Raw genomic sequence first — 23433 nt, forward strand, 5'->3', positions numbered from 1 at the left:
TCGGTAGGATCGGAAATAAGTAATGTCAACATACAAAAACTAGATTGTTGTATGATGACTTTACGCGACGATCCCATTGTGCGAAAGGGTATCGAATGTTACGCCGCCAGCCAGCCCTCCCTTCGGCGATCTCGATCAGACACGCTGCACAATGACCAACAGACGCCTTTCCAACAGCACGCGGCAGGCATTGCCGGCTTCGGTAGCGATCCCCGGATACGCCCGCGACCGCGTCGTGCCCGGCATCGCCCATCTCGGCGTCGGCGCGTTCCACCGCGCCCATCAGGCAGCCTATATCGACGACTGCCTGGCGGCTGGAGAGACGGATTGGGGCATTGTCGGCGTCTCGCTGCGCAGTGGCGACACACGCGACGCGCTGGCGCCGCAGGACGGGCTCTACACGCTGGCGGTCAGGGAGAGCGGCAGCGAAAGCCTGCGCGTCGTCGGCTCGATCCTGTCGATGCTGGTGGCTCCGGAAGATCCGGGCGCGGTGCTGGCTGCGCTGACCGATCCACGCACCCGTATTGTTACGCTGACGATCACCGAAAAGGCCTATCTCAGGGCAGCGGGTGGCGGACTGGACAAAACCCATCCCGACATCGTCCATGACTTGGCGAACCCGCAAATGCCGCGAACGGCGCATGGTTTTCTGGCCGAATCGCTTGCGCGCCGCCACGCTGCCGGTATCCAGCCATTCACCGTGCTCTGCTGCGACAATCTCCCGGCCAACGGCGCCACGCTGCACCGGCTGCTGGTCGAATTTGCGGCGCTGCGCAATCCCGATCTCGCCCGCCATATCGCCGATGAGGTGGCGTTTCCGTCGAGCATGGTCGATCGCATCGTGCCGGCGACCATCGATGCCGACCGGGCGCGGATCGCCGGCCAGCTTGGCGTCGAGGACGCCTGGCCGGTCATGACCGAACCGTTCTGCCAATGGGTGGTCGAAGACGATTTCCCTGCGGGCAGGCCGGCCTGGGAAAAGTTCGGCGTCACCATGGTCGGTGACGTCGGACCGTTCGAGGACATGAAGCTGCGCCTGCTCAACGGCTCGCACTCGGCCATCGCCTATCTCGGCCTGCTCAGCGGCCACGAGACGGTCGACCGCGCCTTCGCCGATCCGGCGATCCGGCAATTCGTCGACGGATTGTGGGCCGAGGCCATCCCGACGCTGCCGCAGGACGCCGGGCTCGACACGGCCGACTACACGGCCCAGCTCGCTAAGCGCTATTCGAACACCGCATTGGCCCACCGCACGGCGCAGATCGCCAATGACGGCAGCCAGAAACTGCCGCAGCGCATCGTTGCCTCGGCGATCGAGTGTGTCGAGGCCGGCGCCGCGCCGGAACATCTCATGCTGGTGGTCGCCGCCTGGATCGCAGCCTGCGAGGCGCGAGGCGAAGCCTTGCCGGAACACCATTTCACAGACCCGCTCGACTCAGCGCTGGCCGCGCTGGACACCCGGCACCTGTCGGCTAAGGAAAGCGCAACGGCGGTGTTCGACCTGGCCGGCTTCGCCAAGGGTGGCGCCGAGCGCCTGACGCTGGTCGACCTCGCGGCCGCCCATCTCGAACGCCTGCGGCGGGGCGGAGTGGCTGCTGCTTTCGCAGCCCTTGGCATTGGGAATGAAAAGCCATGAGGCAGAACTGCTCGGCGTCATGCGTGCGATGGAAGCGCTGACGGCGTGAGCCTATTTGCTCTGACCATCCAGCGTTTGCCGTGAAAAATAGTCGATACCTCTGGAGTTCCAGAACAGGCGAGCGCCCTTGCCGACTAGATTCTCATACGGAATGGTACCCATATCAAAACGGCTGTCGGCGGAACTGTCGCGATTGTCGCCAAGCATGAAGTAGCGGCCGGCCGGGACGACAACAGGCTGCGTGTTGTCGCCCATCGATCCGTCGATCATGTCGAGGACCGAATAAGAGACGCCGTTCGGTAATGTTTCGCGCTGCACTTTGGCCGACCGGATCTCATCGGAGGAGTAAGAACCGGTTTCTTCAAGCTTCACCGCCTGATCGTTGAGGTGAAGGACGCCGTCGATCATCTGGACCTTGTCGCCAGGAAGGCCGACGATGCGCTTGATGTAGTCGGTGCCGGGATCGGACGGCCGCCTGAAAACTGCAACATCGCCCAGCGCTGGCGCCGTGCCGAACGTCCGCCCTTCGATCGGCAGCAAGCCAAAGGGGACGCTGTAGCGGCTGTAGCCGTAAGCAAATTTGGAGGCGAAGAGATAGTCGCCGACCTCAAGCGTTGGCACCATACTGCTGGCTGGTATTGAGAATGGCTGAAACAGGAACGACCGGATCGCAAAAGCAGCCAGAGATGAGGCCAGAAACGCCAGCACCAGAACCGAAAGCCCATGTGAGTACCACTTGTCCGGCTTGAATCGATGCGCGAAGGGAACAACGAGCACCGCCGACAAGATCGCTATGCCGATACTTGAAAGATTGGCTAATCCGGAAAGATCGATGCCCGGCAACACCGGAAATCCGATGTAGCATATAGCGAAGCCAGCGACGCCGATCGCAACGAGGCTGATGACCGCCCATTTGCCGCTGCCAATCCAGAGAAATCCGGCAAACGGCCCGCCAAATAAAGACACAAGCGCCGTCGACCATTTCGACCGCGATTTTAATTCATTTGTCATCCGCCACCCCAAGCAAGAGAACCCAGACTGTTCAACAAACAAAAAGCGAGGCAAGCCCCGCTTCTTCAATCCATTGTTGAAGGCCGTTGTCAGGCCGGCAATATTGCGCCTTCGAGCGTGGTAAGCTGGCTAAGGAATTGCTCGGCCCTGCTGCGGGTCTGGTCGTCCTTGGCGTCGGCGACGTCTTCCTTGGCTTCCTGGATGCGGCGGGCAAGGTCGGCGCGGTCGATGTCGCCGACGGCTACCGCCGATTCGGCAAGCAGCGTGCACCCGGCCGGAACGATGTCGGCGAAGCCGCCGAACACGACATAACGCTCTTCCTTGCCTTGCGCGGTCTTCACCGTGACGACGCCCGGCTTGATCGTGGTCATGACCGGCGCGTGGTAGGCCATGACGGTCATCTCGCCTTCGGCGCCCGGAATGACGACGGATTCGACCTGCTCGGAAACCAGCAGCCGCTCCGGCGAGACCAGTTCGAATTTGAAAGCTTCTGCCATGATCGATCTAGCGAATGGTGAATGGTGAATGGTGAATGATCAAAAATGACCTTCACCTAGTCCCGATTTCCTGTCCGCTACTCCCCATTCACAATTCACTATTGACCATTCACCATCAAGCCGCTTCGGCCGCCAGGCGCTGTGCCTTCTCGACCGCCTCTTCGATGCCGCCGACCATGTAGAAGGCGGCTTCCGGCAGGTGATCGTAGTCGCCGTTGCAGAGGCCCTTGAAACCCTTGATGGTGTCGGCGAGGTCGACCAGCTTGCCCGGCGCGCCGGTGAACACTTCGGCGACGAAGAAGGGCTGCGACAGGAAGCGCTCGATCTTGCGGGCGCGGGCCACCGTCTGCTTGTCCTCTTCGGACAGCTCGTCCATGCCCAGGATGGCGATGATGTCCTGCAGCGACTTGTAGCGCTGCAGGATCGACTGCACCTGGCGGGCGACCTGGTAGTGCTCCTCACCAACGACCATCGGGTCGAGCATGCGCGAGGTCGAATCGAGCGGGTCGACGGCCGGGTAGATGCCTTTTTCCGAGATCGCGCGGTTGAGCACGGTCGTCGCGTCGAGGTGGGCGAACGAGGTTGCCGGCGCCGGGTCGGTCAGATCGTCGGCCGGCACGTAGATCGCCTGCACCGAGGTGATCGAGCCCTTGGTCGTCGTCGTGATGCGCTCCTGCAGCGCGCCCATGTCGGTGGCCAGCGTCGGCTGGTAGCCCACGGCCGAGGGAATGCGGCCGAGCAGCGCCGACACTTCGGAGCCGGCTTGCGTGAAGCGGAAGATGTTGTCGACGAAGAACAGCACGTCCTGGCCCTGGTCGCGGAAATATTCGGCAACCGTCAGGCCGGTCAGGCCGACGCGGGCGCGCGCACCCGGCGGCTCGTTCATCTGGCCATAGACGAGCGCCGCCTTGGATCCTTCGCCGCCGCCCTTCTTGTTGACGCCGGACTCGATGAATTCGTGATAGAGGTCGTTGCCCTCGCGGGTGCGCTCACCGACGCCGGCGAACACCGAGAAGCCGCCATGCGCCTTGGCGACGTTGTTGATCAGTTCCTGGATCAGCACGGTCTTGCCGACGCCGGCGCCGCCGAACAGGCCGATCTTGCCGCCGCGGGCATAGGGCGCGAGCAGGTCGAGAACCTTGATGCCGGTGACCAGGATCTGCGCTTCCGTCGACTGCTCGACATAGGTCGGAGCCGGCTGGTGGATGGAGCGCATCTCGATGCCGTCGACCGGGCCTGCCTCGTCGACCGGTTCGCCGATGACGTTGATGATGCGGCCGAGCATGCCCGGGCCGACCGGCACGGTGATCGGCGCGCCGGTGTCATAGACCTCCTGGCCGCGAACGAGACCTTCGGTCGAGTCCATGGCGATGCAGCGCACGGTGTTCTCGCCGAGATGCTGGGCCACCTCGAGTACGAGGCGATTGCCGACATTGGACGTCTCCAACGCGTTCAGGATGGCCGGCAGATGTTCACCGAATTGCACGTCGACAACGGCGCCGATGACCTGGCGAACCTTGCCCGCCAAGCCAGTCTTCTTGATGGCGACGGTCGGCGCCTTCGCCGCGGCGGCCTTGGCGGGCGCGGCCGCCTTCTTGGCCGGAGCGGCCTTTGCTGCCGCTGCCGGAGCCTTTGCCGGTGCCGCCGCCTTCGCGGCGGTCTTCGGGGCCGCCGTCTTCGGGGTCGCTGCTTTCGCCATCGTCTTTACCCTTCTCGTCTCTTTGTTTCTCACGCAATCCGCTGAAGGTCGGCGACCTTCTTGGGAGCGCGCCTAGAGCGCCTCGGCGCCCGAAATGATCTCGATCAATTCCTTGGTGATCTGCGCCTGCCGCTGGCGGTTGTAGGTGATCGACAATTTGTTGATCATGTCGCCGGCGTTGCGCGTCGCATTGTCCATGGCGCTCATCTTGGCGCCCATCTCGCCGGCCGCGTTTTCGAGCAGCGCACGGAAGACCTGTACGGAGATGTTGCGCGGAATGAGGTCGGAGAGGATTTCGCCCGGCTCCGGCTCGTATTCATAGACGGCGTTGCCGCCGTTCGACGCCTCGGCGGGAGCCGAAGCCACGCCTGCCGGAATGATCTGCTGCGTCGTCGGGATCTGGCTGATCACCGACTTGAACTGAGAATAGAACAGCGTGCAGATGTCGAAGCCGCCCTCGTTGAAGAGCTGGATGACCTTCTTGGCAATGGCATCGGCATTGACGAAGCCCAGCGTCTTCACTTCACGCAGGTCGACGCGGTCGATGATCAGCTCCGCATGGTCGCGGCGCAGGATGTCGAACCCCTTCTTGCCGACGCAGATGATCTTGACCTTCTTGCCGGCGGCCAGCAGCTTGCGGATGTGGTCGCGGGCAAGGCGTGCGATCTGCGAATTGAAGCCGCCGCACAGGCCACGCTCGGCGGTGCAGACGACGAGCAGATGCACGTCGTCCTTGCCGGTGCCAGTCATCAGCGCGGGGGCATCGCCGCCGTCGCCGATCGCCTGGGTGATGTTGGCCAGCACCGCGCCCATGCGTTCCGAATAGGGGCGCGCCGCTTCCGCCGCCTCCTGCGCGCGGCGCAGCTTCGCCGCGGCGACCATCTGCATCGCCTTGGTGATCTTCTGCGTCGCCTTGACCGAGGCGATACGGTTACGAAGGTCTTTTAACGAAGCCATGCTTCAAACCTGATCCCGTCCGGCTTCGTTCAAGCGAAGGTCTTGGCGAAGGTGTCGATCTCCGCCTTCAGCTTGGCGCGAAGGTCGTCCGACAGCGCCTTCTCCTTGCGGATGCCGTCGAGCACGTCCTTGCCGGCCGAGCGCATGTGGCTGAGCAAGCCATGCTCAAACTTGCCGACCTGGTCGATCGCCAGCTTGTCGAGATAGCCGTTGACGCCGGCGAAGATCACAGCGACCTGCTCCTCGACCTTCAGCGGCGAGAATTGCGGCTGCTTCAGGAGCTCGGTCAGGCGCGCACCGCGGTTGAGCAGGCGCTGCGTGGCGGCGTCGAGGTCGGAGCCGAACTGGGCGAAGGCCGCCATTTCGCGGTACTGCGCGAGCTCGCCCTTGATCGAGCCGGCGACCTGCTTCATCGCCTTGATCTGCGCCGAAGAGCCGACGCGCGACACCGACAGGCCGACATTGACCGCCGGACGGACACCCTGGAAGAACAGATTGGTTTCCAGGAAGATCTGGCCGTCGGTGATCGAGATAACGTTGGTCGGGATGTAGGCCGACACGTCGTTGGCCTGGGTCTCGATGACCGGCAGCGCGGTCAGCGAACCGTTGCCGTTGTCGTCATTGAGCTTGGCGGCCCGCTCCAGCAGGCGCGAATGCAGATAGAAGACGTCGCCCGGATAGGCTTCGCGGCCGGGCGGGCGACGCAAGAGCAGCGACATCTGGCGGTAGGCGACGGCTTGCTTCGACAGATCGTCGTAGCTGATCAGCGCATGCATGCCGTTGTCGCGGAAATATTCGCCCATCGTGCAGGCGGTGAACGGCGCCAGGAACTGCATTGGCGCCGGATCGGAAGCGGTGGCGGCGATGATGATCGAATAATCGAGCGCGCCACGCTCTTCGAGGACTTTCACGAACTGCGCGACGGTCGAGCGCTTCTGGCCGACGGCGACGTAGACGCAGTAGAGCTTTTCCGTCTCCGGCCCGTTGTCGTGCACCGATTTCTGGTTGAGCATCGTGTCGAGGATGATCGCGGTCTTGCCGGTCTGGCGGTCGCCGATGACCAGCTCGCGCTGGCCGCGGCCGACCGGGATCAGCGCATCGATGGCCTTGAGGCCGGTCGACATCGGCTCGTTCACCGATTTGCGCGGAATGATGCCGGGTGCCTTGACGTCGACGCGCTTGCGCTCGGTCGCCTTGATCGGGCCCTTGCCGTCGATCGGATTGCCGAGCGCGTCGACGACGCGGCCGAGCAGGCCCATGCCGACGGGCGTATCGACGATGGCGCCGGTGCGCTTGACGATGTCGCCTTCCTTGATGTCGCGGTCGGCGCCGAAGATGACGACGCCGACATTGTCGGCTTCGAGGTTGAGCGCCATGCCGCGGATGCCGCCGGGGAACTCGACCATCTCGCCGGCCTGGACATTGTCGAGGCCGTAGACGCGGGCGATGCCGTCACCGACGGACAGAACCTGGCCGACTTCGGAGACCTCGGCCTCCTTGCCGAAATTCTTGATCTGGTCTTTCAGAATTGCGGAAATTTCCGCGGCGCGGATGTCCATCAGCCGACCTCTTTCAGTGCAAGCTTGAGCGAATTGAGTTTGGTTTTGAGCGACGTATCGATCTGGCGCGAGCCCATCTTGACCACCAGCCCGCCGAGCAGCGACGGATCGACGGTCACGGTGATCCCCACATCCTTGCCGGCAACGCTTTTCAGCGCCGCCTTCAGCTCGGTCTGCTGAGCCGCCGTCAGCGCATGCGCCGAGGTGACCTCGGCGGCGGTCTCGCCACGATGCTCGGCGGCGATCTGGCGGAACGCCTTGATCATGCCAGGGATGGCGAACAGCCGGCGGTTCTGGGCGACGACGCGCAGGAAATTGCCAGTGAGGCCGGTGATCCCCGCCTTGTCGGCGATCGCCGCGATGGCCTTGGCCTGGTCCTCGCTGGAGAACACCGGGCTATTGATCAGACGGGTAAGGTCGGCACTGCCTTCGAGCATCGCCGCAAAACTGTTGAGGTCGGCCTCGACCTTGGCGACCGAATTTGCCTGCAGCGCGAGTTCGAACAGAGAACCCGCATAGCGTTCTGCGACACCTGAGATTGGCGATGACGATTGGGCCACGGACCGTCTTTTCTCTTGTCTGACAGGCCGCAGATTGTTGGCGCGAGCGAAAACTCTGGCTAAATCTTTGACCTTACTGCATTTTTCCAAGCACGGAGGCGCGGCTTCCGCTATCCCCGGCCGAAAGTCGATTGCCGTCTAGCACAGGCATTTTAAGACCGCAATGCGTCGTCCTGCATGGTTTTAGGCACTATTGTCGCATCCGGCGGTGCGGTTCGACCGCTGGATGCGAATTAGCCTTCGATTCAAGCCACAAAGCCGAAGACGAAGGCGAGCGGCAAGGCGGCCAGCACCAGTTCCACCACGATGAAGGCCCAGTTGAAAGGCGTGTTGGCGCCATCCGACATCATCGACAGCAGCCGGCCGAAGGCGGTGAACAGCCAGGAAAAGCCGAGCGCCATGTAGAGCAGCGGCTGCGCCAGAAGGATGCAGCACAGGCCGACACCGAGATAGAAGCCCGACATCCTGCCGCGCCCTTCGGCGATCGCCGCCGTCTTCTCGGGCTTGACCTGCAGCCGCAGGATCCGGAAGGCCAGCCCCGGCGCCAGGAACAGCAGCAGGCCGAACAGCAAGGTCACGACGGCGCTCGACCATGCCAGCCACTCGCCCTGGCTCATCGGCCATGGAAACGCAAATTCCATTCTGTCCCCTCGTAAATGGCTGTTTCGAAATTTCAGGCATTCTAGCGAAGGAAGAGACATGCGCCAGATGGCGGTCGGCACTTTAGGAAGAGCGTATCAACCAAGCGCGAATGCGACCGCCGCCTCGGCATGGATGCGCGTCGTGTCGAACACCGGAATGTCGAAAACCTGCTGGCCGATCAGCATGGTGATCTCGGTGCAGCCCATGATGACGCCGTCGATCTTGTCGTCGCGCCGCATGCGGGCGATTTCATCGATGTATGCCGACTTCGATGCCTCGGCGACGATGCCCTGGCAGAGCTCGTCGTAGATCACCCGGTGCACCATGTCGCGCCCGGCCTGATTCGGCACCACCGGTTGAAGTCCGTACTTCTCGATGAACCGGCCCTTATAAAAATCCTGCTCCATGGTGAAGCGCGTTGCCAGCAGCCCAGGGCGTTTGACGCCGGCCCGGCTGACCGCGACGGCGGTGGCGTCGGCGATATGGATCAGCGGAATCGATACCGCCGCCTGCACTGTGTCGGCCAGCCTGTGCATGGTGTTGGTGCAGATCACCAGCCCTTCCGCGCCGCCCGCCTCAAGCTTGCGCGCGGCCCCCACCAGAAGCGCACTCGCGCCTTCCCAGTCACCTCCATGCTGCCGCTCGGCGATCTCGGCAAAATCGAACGACCACAGCAGCAGCTTTGCCGAATGCAGGCCGCCATGCCGCTCGCGCACGATCTCGTTGAGCAGGCGATAGTAGATCGCCGTTGATTCCCAACTCATGCCGCCGAGCAGGCCAAGGGTTTTCATGAGGGCTGTTCCTTTCCGGCATAGTTCCTATATTATGACCACATGAGACCACAAGGAGTTCGCGCATGAAGACAATGCAGGTACGAGAGGCAAAGGCGAGCTTTTCTGCGCTTGTGGAGGCGGCGGAGAATGGCCAGCCTACGATTATTACCAAGCATGGCAAACCTGCCGCGGCGGTCGTGCCGATCGCAGAGGCGCGAAAGCTCTACCCAGATCGTAACGATGATTTTATTGACTTCCTTCTTACTTACCCAGGCGGCATCGAGCTTGAACGAAATCAATCGACGCTCCGGGAATATGACTTTTGAACGGGTACCTGCTCGACACTTCTGTGCTGTCGGTACTCGCGCCTGATCGTGCAGGGCTTTCGCCTACCTTTCAGGCTTGGCTGTCACGGACCGGCAGACGCCAAACTTGGTATATTCCGGCTATAGCCGCTGCTGAAGTCCAGAAAGGCGTTGCCAAGTTGAGGCGCGCCGGCGGCGCCCAGCGAGCCGAGCGCCTTGAGCGATGGCTTGACGGCCTACTGGCTGAATTCGATGAGCGAGTCTTGTCAATAGGCTCCGCCATCGCCCGACGAGCAGGAGAAATGGAAGACGCGGCGATCGCTCGTGGGCGTAGCCCTGGCCTACCGGACATTTTGATCGCCGCAACTGCTCTTGAGCACGACCTTACGATCTTGACTGCCAACAACCGTCATTTCGAGGCCCTCAAGGTCGCAAACCTCAACCCATTTGGTACAGAACCCGAAGCCTAGAGCGCATCCGGTTTAATCCGGGTCATATCCTGCTGCCTTGAAGTAGTTTGCGCATTCGGCGGGCGTGAAGAGCTCGACGAGGGAGCCGACGGTGTTCCACAGGGCGGCGATGGTCCGCTCGGCCCTTGCCCGCAGCAGCGCCTTGAGCTTGGCGAAAGCGTTCTCGATGGGGTTGAAGTCGGGACTGTAGGGCGGGAGGAACATGAGCTTCGCGCCGGCCCTCTCGATCGCGTCGCGGACACCGGCCGCCTTGTGGGCGGGCAAGTTGTCCATGATGACGATGTCGCCGGGCGTCAGCGTCGGGGCCAGCACCTGCTCGATATAGGCAAGGAACACGTTGCCGTTCATGGCGCCATCATAGACGAAGGGCGCGGTCATGCCGGACAGCCTGAGCGCGCCGGTGAAGGTGGTGGTCTTCCAATGGCCATGCGGCACGCCGGACCGGCAGCGTTCGCCGCAAGGAGCACGGCCCCGCAGCCGAGCCATCTTGGTCGACAAGCCGGTCTCATCGATGAAGACCAGCTTCGCCGGATCGAGATCGAGCTGGCTGTCGAACCAGGCGCGGCGACGTCTCAGGATGTCGGGGCGATCCTGCTCCAGTGCATGTGCGGACTTTTTTGAACGTCCAGCCGTGCCCGCGAAGCCAGTCGCTCAAGGCGCTCCGGCCGATGCGCATCGAGCGCTCGGCCGCCAGCCGTTCCACCATTTCGTCCAGCGTGATGTCCTTGCGCTCTTCGATCATCCCGACGATGAACGCTCCATGCCCGTCGAGGCGCGAGCCGCGCCGGCGCCCCTGCGGCCGCGGCGCCAGTTCGCCGATCTTCGCCCGTGCGATCCAGCGGATCGCGCTCGATACCCCAACCCCAAACCGTGCTGCTGCTTGCCGCGCCGACATGCCCTCATCCGACGCTTTCAAAACACGTGACCGAAGATCCTCACCGAGTGCTCTCGCCATCATCCACCTCCATTAAGGTGGACGTTGAATCAGCACAAAGCCAACGCGTCACATCACAATCGATTCATCGATCCCCGGACGTGCTCTAGCTCCAAGCTCACAAAAAGCTCTGCGGGTCGATGTCGACCTGCACCCTGACCGAGCCCCGTATCTTCGGTCCCTCGGCCAGCATGGCGCGAATGAAGCCTTGCATGTCGGCGCGCCGCTCGCCCTGGATCAGCAGGCGGAAGCGATGACGCCCGCCGATCAGCGACAGCGGCGCCTCGGCCGGGCCGAGCACGAACAGGTCGGCGGCCTGGGGTGCTGCTCGACGCAAGCCGCGCGCATGCGCTTCGGCTTCCGCGCGCGTCGCAGCACTGACGATGACGCCGGCGAGGCGGCCGAAAGGCGGCAACGCCGCCCGCTCGCGCTCGGCGATCTCGCGCTCATAAAAAGCCTCGGCGTCGCCGGAGACGATCGCCCGCATCACCGGGTGGTCGGGCTGGAAGGTCTGCAGCAGCCCGAGGCTCTTCTTGCCGGTTCGGCCGGCGCGGCCGGTCACCTGGCTGAGCAGCTGGAAGGTGCGCTCGGCGGCTCGCGGATCGCCATTGGCAAGGCCGAGATCGGCGTCGACCACGCCGACCAGCGTCATGTCAGGGAAATTGTGGCCCTTGGCGACGAGCTGCGTGCCGATGACGATGTCGGCCTCGCCATTGGCGATGGCTTCGAGCTCCAGCCTCAGCCGCCGCACGCCGCCCATCAGGTCGGACGAAAGCACGATGGTTCGAGCGTCGGGAAAATGGGCGACGACCTCTTCGGCGATGCGCTCGACGCCCGGCCCACAGGCGACCAGATGGTCGAGCGTACCGCATTCAGGGCAGGCCTCGGGGCGGCGCTCATTGTGTCCGCAATGGTGGCAGACGAGCTGGCCGCGGAAGCGGTGCTCGACCAGCCAGGCCGAGCAGACCGGGCAACCGAAGCGGTGGCCGCAGACCCGGCACAGCGTCAGCGGCGCATAGCCGCGCCGGTTGAGGAACAGCAGCGACTGTTCGTGTCTCTCCAGCGTCTGCCGCATATGGCCAAGCAGCACCGGCGACAGGAAGCCGCCGCGCGCCGGCGGGGCGCGGCGCATGTCGATCGTCCTCAGGTCGGGAAGTGCGGCCTCGGCGAAGCGCGCCGATAGCACCGCCCTGTTGTAGCGGCCTTGGCTCGCATTGACCCGACTTTCGACCGACGGCGTCGCCGAGGCGAGCACGACCGGAAAGCCGCCGATATGGCCGCGTACCACCGCCATGTCGCGGGCATTGTAGAAGACGCGGTCCTCCTGCTTGTAGGCGGGGTCGTGTTCCTCGTCGACGATGATCAGCCCGAGCTCCCTGAACGGAAGGAACAGCGCCGAGCGCGCGCCGGCGACGACGCGCACCCCGCCTTCCGCCACTTGCCGCCAGACACGCTCGCGCATCCTTGGCGGCAGGTCCGAGTGCCATTCCGCCGGCTTGGCGCCGAACCGTTCCTGGAAGCGCTCGAGGAAGGCGTGGGTCAGCGCGATCTCCGGCAGCAGGATCAGCACTTGGCTACCCCGGTCGAGCGCCGCCGCCACCGCCTCGAAATAGACCTCCGTTTTGCCCGATCCGGTCACCCCATCGAGCAGAGTGACACCGAATGCGCCGGCCGCGATACCGGTGCGCAGCATCTCGGCGGCATCGTTCTGGTCCGGCATCAGCGAAGGCTGGGCGTAGCCCGGATCGGGTGCTGCGACCACCGGCCGCGGCGGGATCATGACGGTCTCGAACACGCCTTGCGCTTTCAGCCCGTCGATGACGGTCGACGACACGCCGGCCGCATGCGCCAGCCCGGATCGCGTCCAGGCGAGCCCGCCTTCGGCTGTTTCCAGCACGCGCATCCTCGCACCCGTCATCCGGTCGGGTTTGGCGAAAGTGCGTTGCAGCCCTTCGATCCACGGTTCCGGGTCGAAGGCCTCGGGTGCCCGCAGCAGCATGCGCGCCACCATGCCGGGCGGCGACAGCGTGTATTGCGCGATCCAGTCGACGAAGCGGCGCATGGCGCGGTCGATCGGCGGGCAGTCGAAGACCTGCTCGATCGGGCGCAATTTTTTGGCATCGACCTTTTCGACGGCGCCGTCCCAGACGATGCCGGCAACCTGGCGCGGACCGAGAGGCACACGCACGATCGAGCCCGGCACCACACACATGCCGGCTGGCACGGCATAGGTATAGGGGCGTTCGGCGGGCATCGGCACCAGCACCGGCGCGGCTGCGACAAAGGGCGAATCTTCGATCATGAGGCGTGACCTTGCCCCGACTTTCGTCTAGAGCAAAGTCCAACGCCGAATGTGCCTTGCCTGCACGAAATCTTCAGGAGACTCGCCATGAAATTTTTTGTCGACACCGCCGATGTCAAGGAAATCCGTGAGCTGAACGATCTGGGGCTGCTCGACGGCGTTACCACCAATCCTTCGCTGATCCTGAAGTCCGGCGGCAAGATCGCCGACGTCACCAGAGAGATCTGCGACATCGTCAAGGGCCCGGTCTCAGCCGAAGTCGTCGCCACCGAATACAAGGACATGATGGCGGAGGCCAAGATCCTGGCCAGGATCGCCGACAATGTCTGTATCAAGGTGCCGCTGACGCTCGACGGCCTCAGAGCCTGCAAGGATATCCGGTCGGAAGGCCGCATGGTCAACGTCACGCTCTGCTTCTCGGCGACCCAGGCGCTGCTCGCCGCCAAGGCCGGCGCCTCCTTCATCTCGCCCTTCGTCGGCCGCATCGACGACACCGGCTGGGACGGCATGGAGCTGATTTCGGACATCCGCACCATCTACGACAATTATGATTTCCAGACCGAGATCCTGACCGCTTCGGTGCGCACGGTGAACCATGTCAAGCAGGCCGCCCTCATCGGCGCCGACGTCATCACCGCGCCGCCGGCGACGCTGAAGGCGCTGGTCAAGCACCCGCTGACCGACAAGGGCCTGGAGCAGTTCCTTGCCGACTGGGCCAAGACCGGCCAGAAGATCGGCTGAAATCAAGATATTGCGAGAGAAGGCCGAGCAATCAGCCTTTTTTTGCGCCGTGCAGCCAATGCATGCCGGCCAAAAGTGCGCAACGGCGGCTAGCCCGCCGCTGTCTTGCCGTGCTTGACCAGATCCTGGGCGATCGACAGGCGCAGCAGGTCCGCCAGTTCGCGCGCCGCGCGGTTCTCGGCATCGATCTGCGCCCTGTAGGAAGCGAACTCCTGACGCGGCTTGTCGAAGGACGACGTTATCGAGCGCCTGCCGGTCGCGATGGTCGTGCCGGTCTTAGCGTCGCTCAGCGCATAGGACGCGGTCAGTGTCACCGTGCCCGCCGTCGGCTCGTTTTCATCGGTCTGGGTTCGCACAAATGCCGCGGACTCGACAAGTTCGGAGACGCCGAGATCGAGCGAATAGGCCGGCGAATCCGGCTCGCCCGCACCTTGACCGAGCGCGAAGATCAGATTGTTGCGGACCTGCTGGGCGTAGCGGGTCTCGACCGGCTTGATCGAGATGGATCGGAGCTCAGCGGCAGCCCCGGCCTGCGAGCCGGCGGACAGCGGCGCGCTCGAATAGAGCGGGCGCACCGTGCAGGCCGAAACCAGCGCAACGGAAGCGATCAGGCCGCAAAGCGCTGCACGGCGCAGCAAATGCGCCACTTCGGTCTTCCTCGGATCAGGCAACGACATTGACGATCCTCTGCGGGACGATGATCACCTTGCGCGGCGCCTTACCTTCGAGCGCTTTCTGCACGAAGTCGAGGGCCAGAACCGCTTTTTCGACCGCACCTTGGTCTGCGTCACGGGCGATTGTCAAATCCCCGCGCTTCTTGCCGTTGACCTGGACCGGCAGCACGATCTCGCTGTCGACGACAAGCGACGGGTCATAGGCCGGCCAGGGCCGTTCGGCCACCAGATCGCTGCCACCGAGCGTATGCCAGCATTCTTCCGCCAGATGCGGCATGACCGGCGCGATCAGATGGACGAGGATCTCAACGCCTTGCCGACAAGCGGCCTTGAGCGCCGGATCGGCCTTGCCTTCAGCCACCTCGTTGAGCGGCGTGGCAAGAGCGTTGGCGAGCTCGTAGATGCGGGCGATGGCGCGGTTGAAGGCGAGCTTTTCAATATCCTCGCCGACCGATTTCAATGCCTTGTGCGCGGCCTTGGAAACGACCCCCGCCTCGCCCTCCTTTGCCGCCGCCGGCCGGGCGCCGGCGAGCGATTCGGCGGCCGTCGACACCAGACGCCAGATGCGCTGGATGAAGCGATGCGCGCCGGCCGCACCTTCGTCGGTCCATTCGACGTCACGCTCGGGCGGCGAGTCCGACAGCATGAACCAGCGCGCGGTGTCGGCGCCGTAGCCGTCGGTGATCTCTTCCGGGCTCACCGTGTTCTTCTTCGACTTCGACATCTTTTCGAGCGGGCCGATCACCGCCTCGTCACCGGTCGCGATTTCGATGGCGCGGCGCTTGCCGTCGACGTCCTCCAGCCGCACCTCGCTGGGCGCAAGCCAGCGGCCATTCGAGGCACTGCCGACCCGATAGGTCTCGTGCACCACCATGCCTTGCGTGAACAGGCCCTTGAACGGCTCGGCGAGATCGACATGGCCGGTCTCGCGCATGGCGCGGGTGAAGAAGCGCGAATAGAGCAGGTGCAGAATGGCGTGCTCGATGCCGCCGATATACTGGTCGACCGGCAGCCATTCAGTCGCGGCCTTGGGATCGGTCGGATCGTTGGCCCAGGGCGCGGTGAAGCGCGCGAAATACCAGGACGAATCGACGAACGTGTCCATCGTGTCGGTTTCGCGGCGTGCATCCTTGCCGCATTGCGGGCATTTGACATGCCGCCATGTCGGATGGCGGTCGAGCGGATTGCCCGGCCGGTCGAACTCGATGTCATCGGGCAGCCTGACCGGCAGGTCCGCCTTCGGCACCGGCACCACGCCGCAATCCTCGCAATGGATCATCGGGATCGGGCAGCCCCAGTAGCGCTGGCGCGAAATGCCCCAGTCGCGCAGGCGGAAGTTCACCTTGCGCTCGGCCATCGGCCGGTTGCCGATGGTCTTTTGTTCCAGCAGCTTCGCCACCTCGTCGAAAGCCTGATCCGGCTTCATGCCGTCGAGGAAGCGCGAATTGATCATCACGCCGTCGCCGGTATAGGCCTCGTCGATGATCTGGAAGCTTCCTTGATTCTCGCCTTCCGGCATCACCACCGGAATGACCGGCAGGCCGTATCTGTTGGCGAAGTCGAGGTCGCGCTGGTCGCCGGACGGGCAGCCGAAGATGGCGCCGGTGCCATAATCCATCAGCACGAAATTGGCGACATAGACGGGCAGCGTCCATTTGTCGTCAAAGGGATGGACGACGCGGATACCGGTGTCGAAGCCCTTCTTCTCGGCCGTCTCGAGCGCTGCCACCGAAGTGCCCATGTGATGGACCTCGTCGATGAACTTTGCCAGCGCCGGATTGTCCTCGGCGGCCTTTTTGGCCAGCGGGTGGTCGGCGGCGACCGCCATGAAGGAGGCGCCGAAGATGGTGTCCGGCCGCGTCGTATAGACTTCCAGCTCGTGCTCGCCCGCGACCGTCTTGCCAAGATTTGGGGCCGCCAGTGGCCAGCGGATCAGCAGCCCTTCCGAGCGGCCGATCCAGTTCTGCTGCATCAGCTTCACTTTTTCCGGCCATTCGCCGAGTTGGTCGAGCGAATCCAGCAGGTCCTGCGCATAGTCGGTGATCTTGAAGAACCACTGCGTCAGCTCGCGCTGTTCGACCAGTGCGCCCGAGCGCCAGCCGCGTCCGTCGATGACCTGCTCGTTGGCGAGCACCGTCATGTCCTCCGGATCCCAGTTGACCTTGGAGGATTTGCGCGTCACCAGCCCCTTTTCGACGAAATCGAGGAACAGCATCTGCTGGCGGTGGTAGTAGTCGACATCGCAGGTGGCGAATTCGCGCGCCCAGTCGAGCGACAGGCCCATGACCTTGAGCTGCTCGCGCATGGCGGCGATGTTCTGGTAGGTCCAGTCCTTGGGATGGACCTTGTTCTGCATCGCCGCGTTCTCGGCCGGCATGCCGAAGGCGTCCCAGCCCATCGGGTGCAGTACGTTGAAGCCCTTGGCTCGCTTGTAGCGCGCCACCACGTCGCCCATCGTGTAATTGCGGGTATGGCCGATATGTATGCGCCCCGACGGATAGGGGAACATCTCCAGCACGTAGTATTTCTGACGCGGGTCGTCGTTATCAGCCTCGAACAGCTTCTTGGCGTCCCAGGCCTTCTGCCATTTGGGCTCTGACGCGCGCGGATTGTATCGTTCGGTTGCCATCGGGTGTTTTTCACTTAAAAGCATGCGCGAACAGCCGGACATGCCCGGCGGCTCAGGGAAAATGTCGTTGCGGTGTTCACCATGGATTGCCGGACCCGTCAACTGCGGCGCCCCGGCCAGAACAAAAACTGGAGTCAGGATATAGGCATGGCGAGCGCCGTCGAACAGTTTTTCACGGTCAAGGCGAAGATCGCCGCCGCCGAGCGCGAGGCGGGACGCAAAGCCGGCGCGGTGACGCTGGTCGCGGTCTCGAAGACATTCGACGCCGCCGATATCCGCCCGGTCATCGAGGCCGGCCAGCGCGTGTTCGGCGAGAACCGCGTGCAGGAAGGACAAGCCAAATGGCCGGCGCTGAAGCAAGCCTTTCCCGACATCGAGCTGCATCTGATCGGTCCGCTGCAATCGAACAAGGCGAAGGAAGCGGTAGCACTCTTCGACGTCATCGAGACCGTCGATCGCGAGAAGATCGCGGCCGAACTCGCCAAGGAAATCGCCAGACAAGGCCGGTCACCAGGCCTCTACGTCCAGGTCAACACCGGCTCGGAGCCGCAAAAGGCCGGCATCGAACCGCGCGAGGCCGTCACCTTCGTCGCCCGCTGCCGCTCGGTCCACGGCCTCGTCGTCAAGGGCCTGATGTGCATTCCGCCAGCCGACGAGAATCCCGGCCCGCATTTCGCGCTGCTGGAAAAGCTCGCGCAGGAAGCCGGCGTCGACAGGCTGTCGATGGGCATGTCCGGCGACTACGAAACGGCGATCGCCTTTGGCGCGACAAGCGTCAGGGTCGGCTCGGCGATCTTCGGCGGCAGGGACAAAGCGGCCGCGTCATAGCACCGCATTGCGAAGCCCGGGTCGCCCCCTAACTCCGGATGGTGACCATGAGCGACCAATCACGGCCGTTCCTTTGCACTGTCGAAGGAGGGCATCATGAGCGAACGCATTTCCCATAACCGATATGTCTCCGACGGACTGCACCCGCACGTCTATCTGGCGATGGTCGGGCTTGCCGCGTGGTACGCGCTGTCGGCGTGGGCCGGATTCGGCGACGGCGGCTATACCGATTATCTTCTCGTCGTCATGACCGGATTCATCATCATCTCGGTAGCATTGCCGGCCATTGCCGCGCGCGTCTGGCTTCAACACCATCGCCGGACGCCCGCAACCGCCCGCAGCTTCGAGGACTGGATGGCCGGCGAATTCGAAACCGGGCAAGGCCGCGTAAGCGCCAAGACAGCGCTGATCGAACTCCTCCTGCCGCTCGCCGCCGTCGCCTTCGGCATGACGGCTTTCGCGATCGTGGCGCGCCTGGCTGGTTGAGGCGTGCCGTTGGTGTTCGCAGCGGCACCGGCCTTTCGGCCAGGCAGGAATTCGTTGTGCCAGAGAGTTGAAACGAAACGTACCGTTCCTATTTGCCAGATGTCATCACCAAATCTTCCGGAGCTGCACCATGCGCTACAATCAACTTGGAAACACCGGGATGTTCGTCTCCGAACTTTGCCTCGGCACCATGACCTTCGGCGCCGCCGGCGAAAACGCTCAATGGGGCCTGATCGCCAGCCTCGACCAGGATGGCGTCGACAGGATCGTCGAGCGCTCGCTTGCCGCCGGCGTCAATTTCTTCGACACGGCCGATGTCTATTCCTTCGGCGCATCGGAACGGCTTCTCGGCCAGTCGCTGAGGAATCTCGGCATCAAGCGCCAAGACGTGGTTATCGCCACCAAGGTCCATGGCGCCATGGGCGATGGCCCGAACCAGCGCGGTTCCTCGCGCGGCCACATCATGGATTCGGTCGAGAGCAGTCTCGAGCGGCTGCAGCTGGATCATATCGATCTTTATCAGCTTCACGGCACCGACACGGTGACGCCGATCGACGAGACGCTGCGGGCACTGGACGATCTGGTGGCCAGCGGCAAGGTCCGCTACGTCGGCGTCTCCAACTGGGCAGCCTGGCGCATCGCCAAGGCACTCGGCATCGCCGAACGCAAGGGTCTTGCTCGATTTGAGACCGTCCAGTCCTACTACTCGATCGCCGGCCGCGACCTGGAGCGTGAGATCATGCCGCTGCTCAACGAGGAGAGACTTGGGCTGATGGTCTGGTCGCCGATGGCCGGCGGTCTGCTCTCCGGCAAATACGGACCCGGCGCCCCCGGCAATGGCGAAGGCCGCCGCGCCAGTTTCAATTTCCCGCCGGTCAATGAAGAGCGTGCCTGGGCGGCGGTTGCAGTCATGCGCGAGATCGCCGAGAAGTACGGCGTCAGCGTCGCCACGGTAGCACTCGGCTATGTGCTGGCAAAACCCTTCGTGATGAGCGTGATCATCGGCGCCAGCCGCATGGAGCAGCTCGAACAGAATCTTGCCGCCACCGAATTGAAGCTCGATACCGACGATCTTGTTCGCCTCGACGAGGTCAGCGCCTTGCCGGCCGAATATCCCGGCTGGATGCTCGAGCGCCAGGCGGCGGGCCGCCGCCCGGCACCCTTTGCGCCGAAAAAATAGCCCCCGAAACCGTACTTCATTGCCATTTCGACTTGATGTTTCGGGAGCCGGCCGGCTCCCGAATGTTTTCCGATTCAACCCAACCGGACAGTCTCGACCAAAAAGTCGAGAAAGGCCCGCACCCGAGCCGGCAAATGCTTTCCCTGCCCGACATAGACGGCGTGGGTAAGCTCCTCGTCGCCGGGGTTGAAGTCCTCCAGCAGCGTTACCAGCCGGCCGGCGTCGATGTCGGGTTCCACATGCCAGCGCGCCAGCCGGGCGATACCCGTCCCGGAGAGCGCCATCAGCCGCATCGCTTCGCCATCGCTGACCAGCGCGTTCCCAGTCGACGGAACAACGACATTTCCGCCGGTTCCGTCGAGGAAAAGCCAGCCGTCGATATGTCGCACGAAGCAGAAGCCCATCCGATTGTGGCGTTCGAGATCGGCCGGCGTTCGGGGCGTGCCATGCGTCCTGAGGTAAGACGGCGCGGCGACGACGACCGCCGGGCTTTGCCCGAGCTTGCGCGCCACCAACCGTGATTCGCCGAGCGGCCCGGCGCGGATGGCGACATCGGCGCGCTGCTCCATCAGGTCGATGACATCGTCGGTCAAGACCAGATCGATGGCGATTTCCGGATAGCGTTCGAGGAAACGCGGCAGAAGCGGGATCAGCCGGTGCTGCCCGAAGGGTACGTAGCTATTGACGCGCAGCCGTCCGCGGGGTGCTGCGCCCGCCGCCGCCTCGCGCTCGGCTGCCGCCATGTCGGCCAGGATGCGCACGCCGCTGTCGAAGAAGGCCGCCCCCTCCGGTGTCAGTTGCAGCTTTCGCGTCGAACGGCTGACCAGCCGTGCGCCGAGACGTGCTTCCAGCCGTGCGATCAGCTTGCTCACCGCCGATGGCGTCATCCGCAACGCGCGTGCGGCAGCCGAAAAGCTGCCGGCTTCGACGACGCGGACGAACACTTCGATCTCGCCGGAGCGGTTGATGTCTGGTCTTGCCATTCGTGAATCTATTTCACAGACGATGTGCCCGACGCAAGGCTGGTTCACAGCACATCGCGACACGATCTTCCAGGTCTGGGCGTGGCAGAGACACGACGCGCCTCGACAAACCGGCCGCTATCGAACTGGAAGATCGCCATGCCTCTTGCTCTTTATGCTCTCGCCGCCGGTGCCTTCGGCATCGGCGTCACCGAATTCGTCATCATGGGCCTGCTGCTCGACGTCAGCACCGATCTCGGCGTCTCGATCTCGGCCGCCGGCCAGTTGATCTCGGGCTATGCGCTGGGCGTCGTCATCGGCGCGCCGCTGCTGACGATCGCCACCGGAAGCTGGCCGCGCAAGACCGTGCTCCTGGCGCTGATGGCGATCTTCACGCTTGGCAACCTCGCCTGTGCGCTGGCCCCCGACTACTGGACGCTGATGGGTGCACGCGTGCTCACCGCCTTTGCCCACGGCACTTTCTTCGGCGTCGGCTCGGTCGTCGCGACCGGACTGGTCACGCCCAACAAGAAGGCCTCGGCGATCGCCCTGATGTTCACCGGCCTGACCATCGCCAATATCCTCGGCGTGCCCTTCGGCACCTGGCTCGGTCAGGCCTTCGGCTGGCGGGCGACCTTCTGGGCGGTAACCCTGGTCGGCATCATCGCCTTCGCCATCATTCTGTTCTTGGTGCCACGCAGCCAGGCGGCACTGGAAAAGAGCGACCTCAGCGCCGATCTCGCCGTGCTCGGCCGCGCGCCGGTCCTGCTTGGCTTCGCCACCACAGTGCTTGGCTATGCCGGCGTCTTCGCCGTCTTCACCTATATCGCCCCTCTGCTGACCGAGATCACCGGTTTAGAGGAAGCAGCCGTATCGCCGATCCTGCTCGTCTTCGGCGGCGGCCTCATCGCCGGCAACCTGCTCGGCGGCAAGTTCGCCGACCGCTGGCTGGTGCCTTCGGTTCTCGGCAGCCTCGTCGTGCTGGCGCTGGTGCTCGGCACGATGACCTTCGCCCTGCACAGCCAGGCAATGGCCGTCATCTATGTCGGCCTGCTCGGCGCCGCCGCCTTCGCCACCGTGGCGCCGCTGCAGATGTGGGTGCTGGACAAGGCGCAAGGGGCCGGCCAGAGCCTGGCCTCGTCCTTCAACATCGCCGCCTTCAATCTCGGCAATGCCGCCGGCGCCTGGCTCGGCGGCGTGGTCATCGCCCATGGTCCCGGCCTCGGCGCCGTCACCTGGGTCGCGGCGCTGCTGCCGCTCTCGGCACTAGCCGTGGCGGCGCTGGCGCTGCGTCTTGACCGCAGCCCGGCGCTCGCCGCGCCGGCATCCGCCCGGTCGTAACGAACCCTGGCAAATCCGGCCACCTTTCAACATCACCCAGATTTTCGACATCACAAGGAGACAAACCAATGGACTATCGACGTCTTGGCGCCTCGGGCCTGAAGGTTCCGGCGCTCTCGTTCGGCGCCGGAACCTTCGGCGGTTCAGGCCCGCTGTTCGGCGCCTGGGGCAACAGCGATGCGACGGAAGCGCGGCGGCTGGTCGACATCTGCCTGGAGGCCGGCGTCAACCTGTTCGACACCGCCGACGTCTATTCGAACGGCGCCTCCGAAGAGGTGCTCGGCGCGGCGATCAAGGGGCGCCGCGATGCCGTGCTGATCTCGACCAAGACCTCACTGCCGATGGGTGACGGACCCAACGATGCCGGCTCCTCCCGTTCGCGCCTTATCAAGGCCGTCGAGGACGCCCTAAAGCGTCTCGGCACCGATTACATCGACCTGCTGCAATTGCACGCTTTCGACGCCGCAACGCCGATCGAGGAGGTGCTGTCGACGCTGGACAGTCTCGTTCGCGCCGGCAAGCTGCGCTATGTCGGCGTCTCCAACTTCTCCGGCTGGCAAGTGATGAAATCGCTCGGCCTGGCGGACAAGTATGGTTATCCGCGCTACGTCGCCCATCAGGTCTATTATTCGCTGGTCGGGCGCGACTATGAATGGGAACTGATGCCGCTCGGCCTCGACCAGGGTGTCAGTGCGCTGGTGTGGAGCCCGCTCGGCTGGGGCCGCCTGACCGGCAAGATCCGCCGCGGCGAACCGCTGCCGGAAAAAAGCCGGTTGCACGACACGGCGAGCTTCGGGCCACCGGTCGAGGACGAGCAGCTCTACAGAGTTGTCGACGCGCTCGAGACCGTGGCTGAGGAAACCGGCAAGACCGTGCCGCAGATCGCCATCAACTGGTTGCTGCAGCGGCCGACCGTCGCCTCCGTTATCATCGGCGCGCGCAACGAGCAACAACTGCGCCAGAACCTCGGCGCCGTCGGTTGGTCATTGACATCAGACCAGATGAAGAAGCTCGACACGGCAAGCGAAGTCACCGCGCCCTATCCGTATTTTCCCTATCGTCGGCAGGAAGCCTTCGCCAGGCTCAGTCCGCCCGCGGTCTGAGCCCGCTCGATACGTCAAACGTCCGGGGACAGGGCGCGTTGAGATTCAGGTCAGGCCGCGTCGAGAATGGTGGCTTCCGAGAACGGAGCGTACTTAAGTACGTGAGCACCGGAAGCGCAGGAAACCGCCATTCGCAGGCAGGCC

At 63.9% G+C, this 23433-nt stretch carries 22 protein-coding genes; 9 read left to right on the forward strand and 13 right to left on the reverse strand.

The window, feature by feature from the left end; translation table 11 throughout:
• Window positions 1-151: 151 nt before the first annotated feature.
• Complete coding sequence (locus EJ066_RS05560; RefSeq protein ID WP_126035648.1) at window positions 152-1636, forward strand: mannitol dehydrogenase family protein; 1485 nt, start codon at window positions 152-154, stop codon at window positions 1634-1636.
• 51 nt (window positions 1637-1687) lie between these two features.
• Here the strand turns inward: EJ066_RS05560 and lepB are convergent, their stop codons facing one another.
• The 8 genes from lepB to EJ066_RS05600 all read right to left on the reverse strand — a co-directional run bounded on the left by lepB (window position 1688) and on the right by EJ066_RS05600 (window position 9352).
• Window positions 1688-2647, reverse strand: a complete 960-nt coding sequence (gene lepB / locus EJ066_RS05565) for a signal peptidase I (protein ID WP_126035650.1) — start codon at window positions 2645-2647, stop codon at window positions 1688-1690.
• Window positions 2648-2736: 89 nt separating this feature from the next.
• On the reverse strand, window positions 2737-3144 hold the full coding sequence (locus EJ066_RS05570; protein WP_126035652.1) for a F0F1 ATP synthase subunit epsilon: 408 nt from the start codon (window positions 3142-3144) through the stop codon (window positions 2737-2739).
• A 115-nt stretch (window positions 3145-3259) separates the two neighbouring features.
• A complete protein-coding gene (atpD, locus tag EJ066_RS05575) occupies window positions 3260-4843 on the reverse strand; it encodes a F0F1 ATP synthase subunit beta (RefSeq protein ID WP_189644434.1) in 1584 nt (527 codons plus the stop codon).
• Window positions 4844-4915: 72 nt separating this feature from the next.
• Window positions 4916-5800, reverse strand: coding sequence for a F0F1 ATP synthase subunit gamma (locus tag EJ066_RS05580; RefSeq protein WP_126035655.1), 885 nt, complete (start codon window positions 5798-5800; stop codon window positions 4916-4918).
• Between the two features lie 29 nt (window positions 5801-5829).
• Window positions 5830-7359, reverse strand: a complete 1530-nt coding sequence (gene atpA / locus EJ066_RS05585; protein ID WP_126035656.1) for a F0F1 ATP synthase subunit alpha — start codon at window positions 7357-7359, stop codon at window positions 5830-5832.
• A complete protein-coding gene (locus EJ066_RS05590) occupies window positions 7359-7919 on the reverse strand; it encodes a F0F1 ATP synthase subunit delta (protein ID WP_126035659.1) in 561 nt (186 codons plus the stop codon). Before EJ066_RS05590 ends, atpA begins: the two co-directional genes overlap by 1 nt.
• Window positions 7920-8164: 245 nt before the next feature.
• Window positions 8165-8560 (reverse strand): DUF4345 family protein, encoded by a 396-nt coding sequence (locus tag EJ066_RS05595; protein ID WP_126035661.1) that lies wholly within the window; start codon window positions 8558-8560, stop codon window positions 8165-8167.
• A 96-nt stretch (window positions 8561-8656) separates the two neighbouring features.
• On the reverse strand, window positions 8657-9352 hold the full coding sequence (locus tag EJ066_RS05600; protein WP_126035666.1) for an aspartate/glutamate racemase family protein: 696 nt from the start codon (window positions 9350-9352) through the stop codon (window positions 8657-8659).
• 65 nt (window positions 9353-9417) lie between these two features.
• Here EJ066_RS05600 and EJ066_RS05605 point away from each other — a divergent pair, with 65 nt between their 5' ends.
• Together EJ066_RS05605 and EJ066_RS05610 are read left to right on the forward strand one after the other, a co-directional pair.
• The gene (locus EJ066_RS05605) at window positions 9418-9660 is read left to right on the forward strand and encodes a type II toxin-antitoxin system Phd/YefM family antitoxin (protein ID WP_126035668.1); all 243 of its coding nucleotides are present in this window, start codon (window positions 9418-9420) and stop codon (window positions 9658-9660) included.
• A complete protein-coding gene (locus EJ066_RS05610; RefSeq protein WP_126035670.1) occupies window positions 9657-10109 on the forward strand; it encodes a type II toxin-antitoxin system VapC family toxin in 453 nt (150 codons plus the stop codon). The genes EJ066_RS05605 and EJ066_RS05610 overlap by 4 nt, the downstream gene beginning before the upstream one ends.
• Window positions 10110-10121: 12 nt before the next feature.
• On the opposite strand, the gene EJ066_RS05615 is transcribed toward EJ066_RS05610, so the two are convergent.
• Together EJ066_RS05615 and EJ066_RS05620 are read right to left on the reverse strand one after the other, a co-directional pair.
• Window positions 10122-11064 (reverse strand): IS630 family transposase gene (locus tag EJ066_RS05615; RefSeq protein WP_245455085.1). Its coding sequence is split into 2 segments (ribosomal slippage): window positions 10122-10728 and window positions 10727-11064, totalling 945 coding nucleotides; the frame shifts between segments, so codons are not numbered across the junction.
• A gap of 97 nt (window positions 11065-11161) precedes the next feature.
• A complete protein-coding gene (locus EJ066_RS05620; RefSeq protein WP_126035672.1) occupies window positions 11162-13345 on the reverse strand; it encodes a primosomal protein N' in 2184 nt (727 codons plus the stop codon).
• Between the two features lie 87 nt (window positions 13346-13432).
• On the opposite strand from EJ066_RS05620, the gene fsa reads away from it, so the two are divergent.
• Entirely contained in the window at window positions 13433-14086 is a 654-nt protein-coding gene (gene fsa, locus EJ066_RS05625) for a fructose-6-phosphate aldolase (protein WP_126035674.1), read from the forward strand.
• 89 nt (window positions 14087-14175) lie between these two features.
• Here the strand turns inward: fsa and lptE are convergent, their stop codons facing one another.
• Together lptE and leuS are read right to left on the reverse strand one after the other, a co-directional pair.
• Window positions 14176-14763 carry an LPS assembly lipoprotein LptE gene (gene lptE, locus EJ066_RS05630; RefSeq protein ID WP_126035676.1) on the reverse strand — a complete coding sequence of 196 codons (588 nt, stop codon included), beginning with the start codon at window positions 14761-14763 and terminating at the stop codon, window positions 14176-14178.
• A complete protein-coding gene (gene leuS, locus EJ066_RS05635) occupies window positions 14750-17389 on the reverse strand; it encodes a leucine--tRNA ligase (RefSeq protein ID WP_126035678.1) in 2640 nt (879 codons plus the stop codon). Before leuS ends, lptE begins: the two co-directional genes overlap by 14 nt.
• A 147-nt stretch (window positions 17390-17536) precedes the next feature.
• On the opposite strand from leuS, the gene EJ066_RS05640 reads away from it, so the two are divergent.
• From EJ066_RS05640 to EJ066_RS05650, 3 genes are all read left to right on the forward strand, one after another.
• Window positions 17537-18217, forward strand: coding sequence for a YggS family pyridoxal phosphate-dependent enzyme (locus tag EJ066_RS05640; protein WP_126035680.1), 681 nt, complete (start codon window positions 17537-17539; stop codon window positions 18215-18217).
• Window positions 18218-18313: 96 nt separating this feature from the next.
• Entirely contained in the window at window positions 18314-18703 is a 390-nt protein-coding gene (locus EJ066_RS05645; RefSeq protein ID WP_126035682.1) for a hypothetical protein, read from the forward strand.
• 130 nt (window positions 18704-18833) lie between these two features.
• On the forward strand, window positions 18834-19883 hold the full coding sequence (locus EJ066_RS05650; RefSeq protein WP_126035684.1) for an aldo/keto reductase: 1050 nt from the start codon (window positions 18834-18836) through the stop codon (window positions 19881-19883).
• Window positions 19884-19957: 74 nt separating this feature from the next.
• Here EJ066_RS05650 and EJ066_RS05655 read toward each other — a convergent pair whose 3' ends face one another.
• On the reverse strand, window positions 19958-20866 hold the full coding sequence (locus EJ066_RS05655) for a LysR family transcriptional regulator (RefSeq protein ID WP_126035686.1): 909 nt from the start codon (window positions 20864-20866) through the stop codon (window positions 19958-19960).
• Window positions 20867-21004: 138 nt separating this feature from the next.
• On the opposite strand from EJ066_RS05655, the gene EJ066_RS05660 reads away from it, so the two are divergent.
• Complete coding sequence (locus EJ066_RS05660) at window positions 21005-22186, forward strand: MFS transporter (RefSeq protein WP_126035688.1); 1182 nt, start codon at window positions 21005-21007, stop codon at window positions 22184-22186.
• A gap of 68 nt (window positions 22187-22254) precedes the next feature.
• Window positions 22255-23289 (forward strand): aldo/keto reductase, encoded by a 1035-nt coding sequence (locus tag EJ066_RS05665; RefSeq protein ID WP_126035690.1) that lies wholly within the window; start codon window positions 22255-22257, stop codon window positions 23287-23289.
• The last annotated feature ends 144 nt before the right edge of the window (window positions 23290-23433 follow it).

The organism is Mesorhizobium sp. M9A.F.Ca.ET.002.03.1.2 (genome assembly GCF_003952365.1).
Lineage (GTDB): Bacteria > Pseudomonadota > Alphaproteobacteria > Rhizobiales > Rhizobiaceae > Mesorhizobium.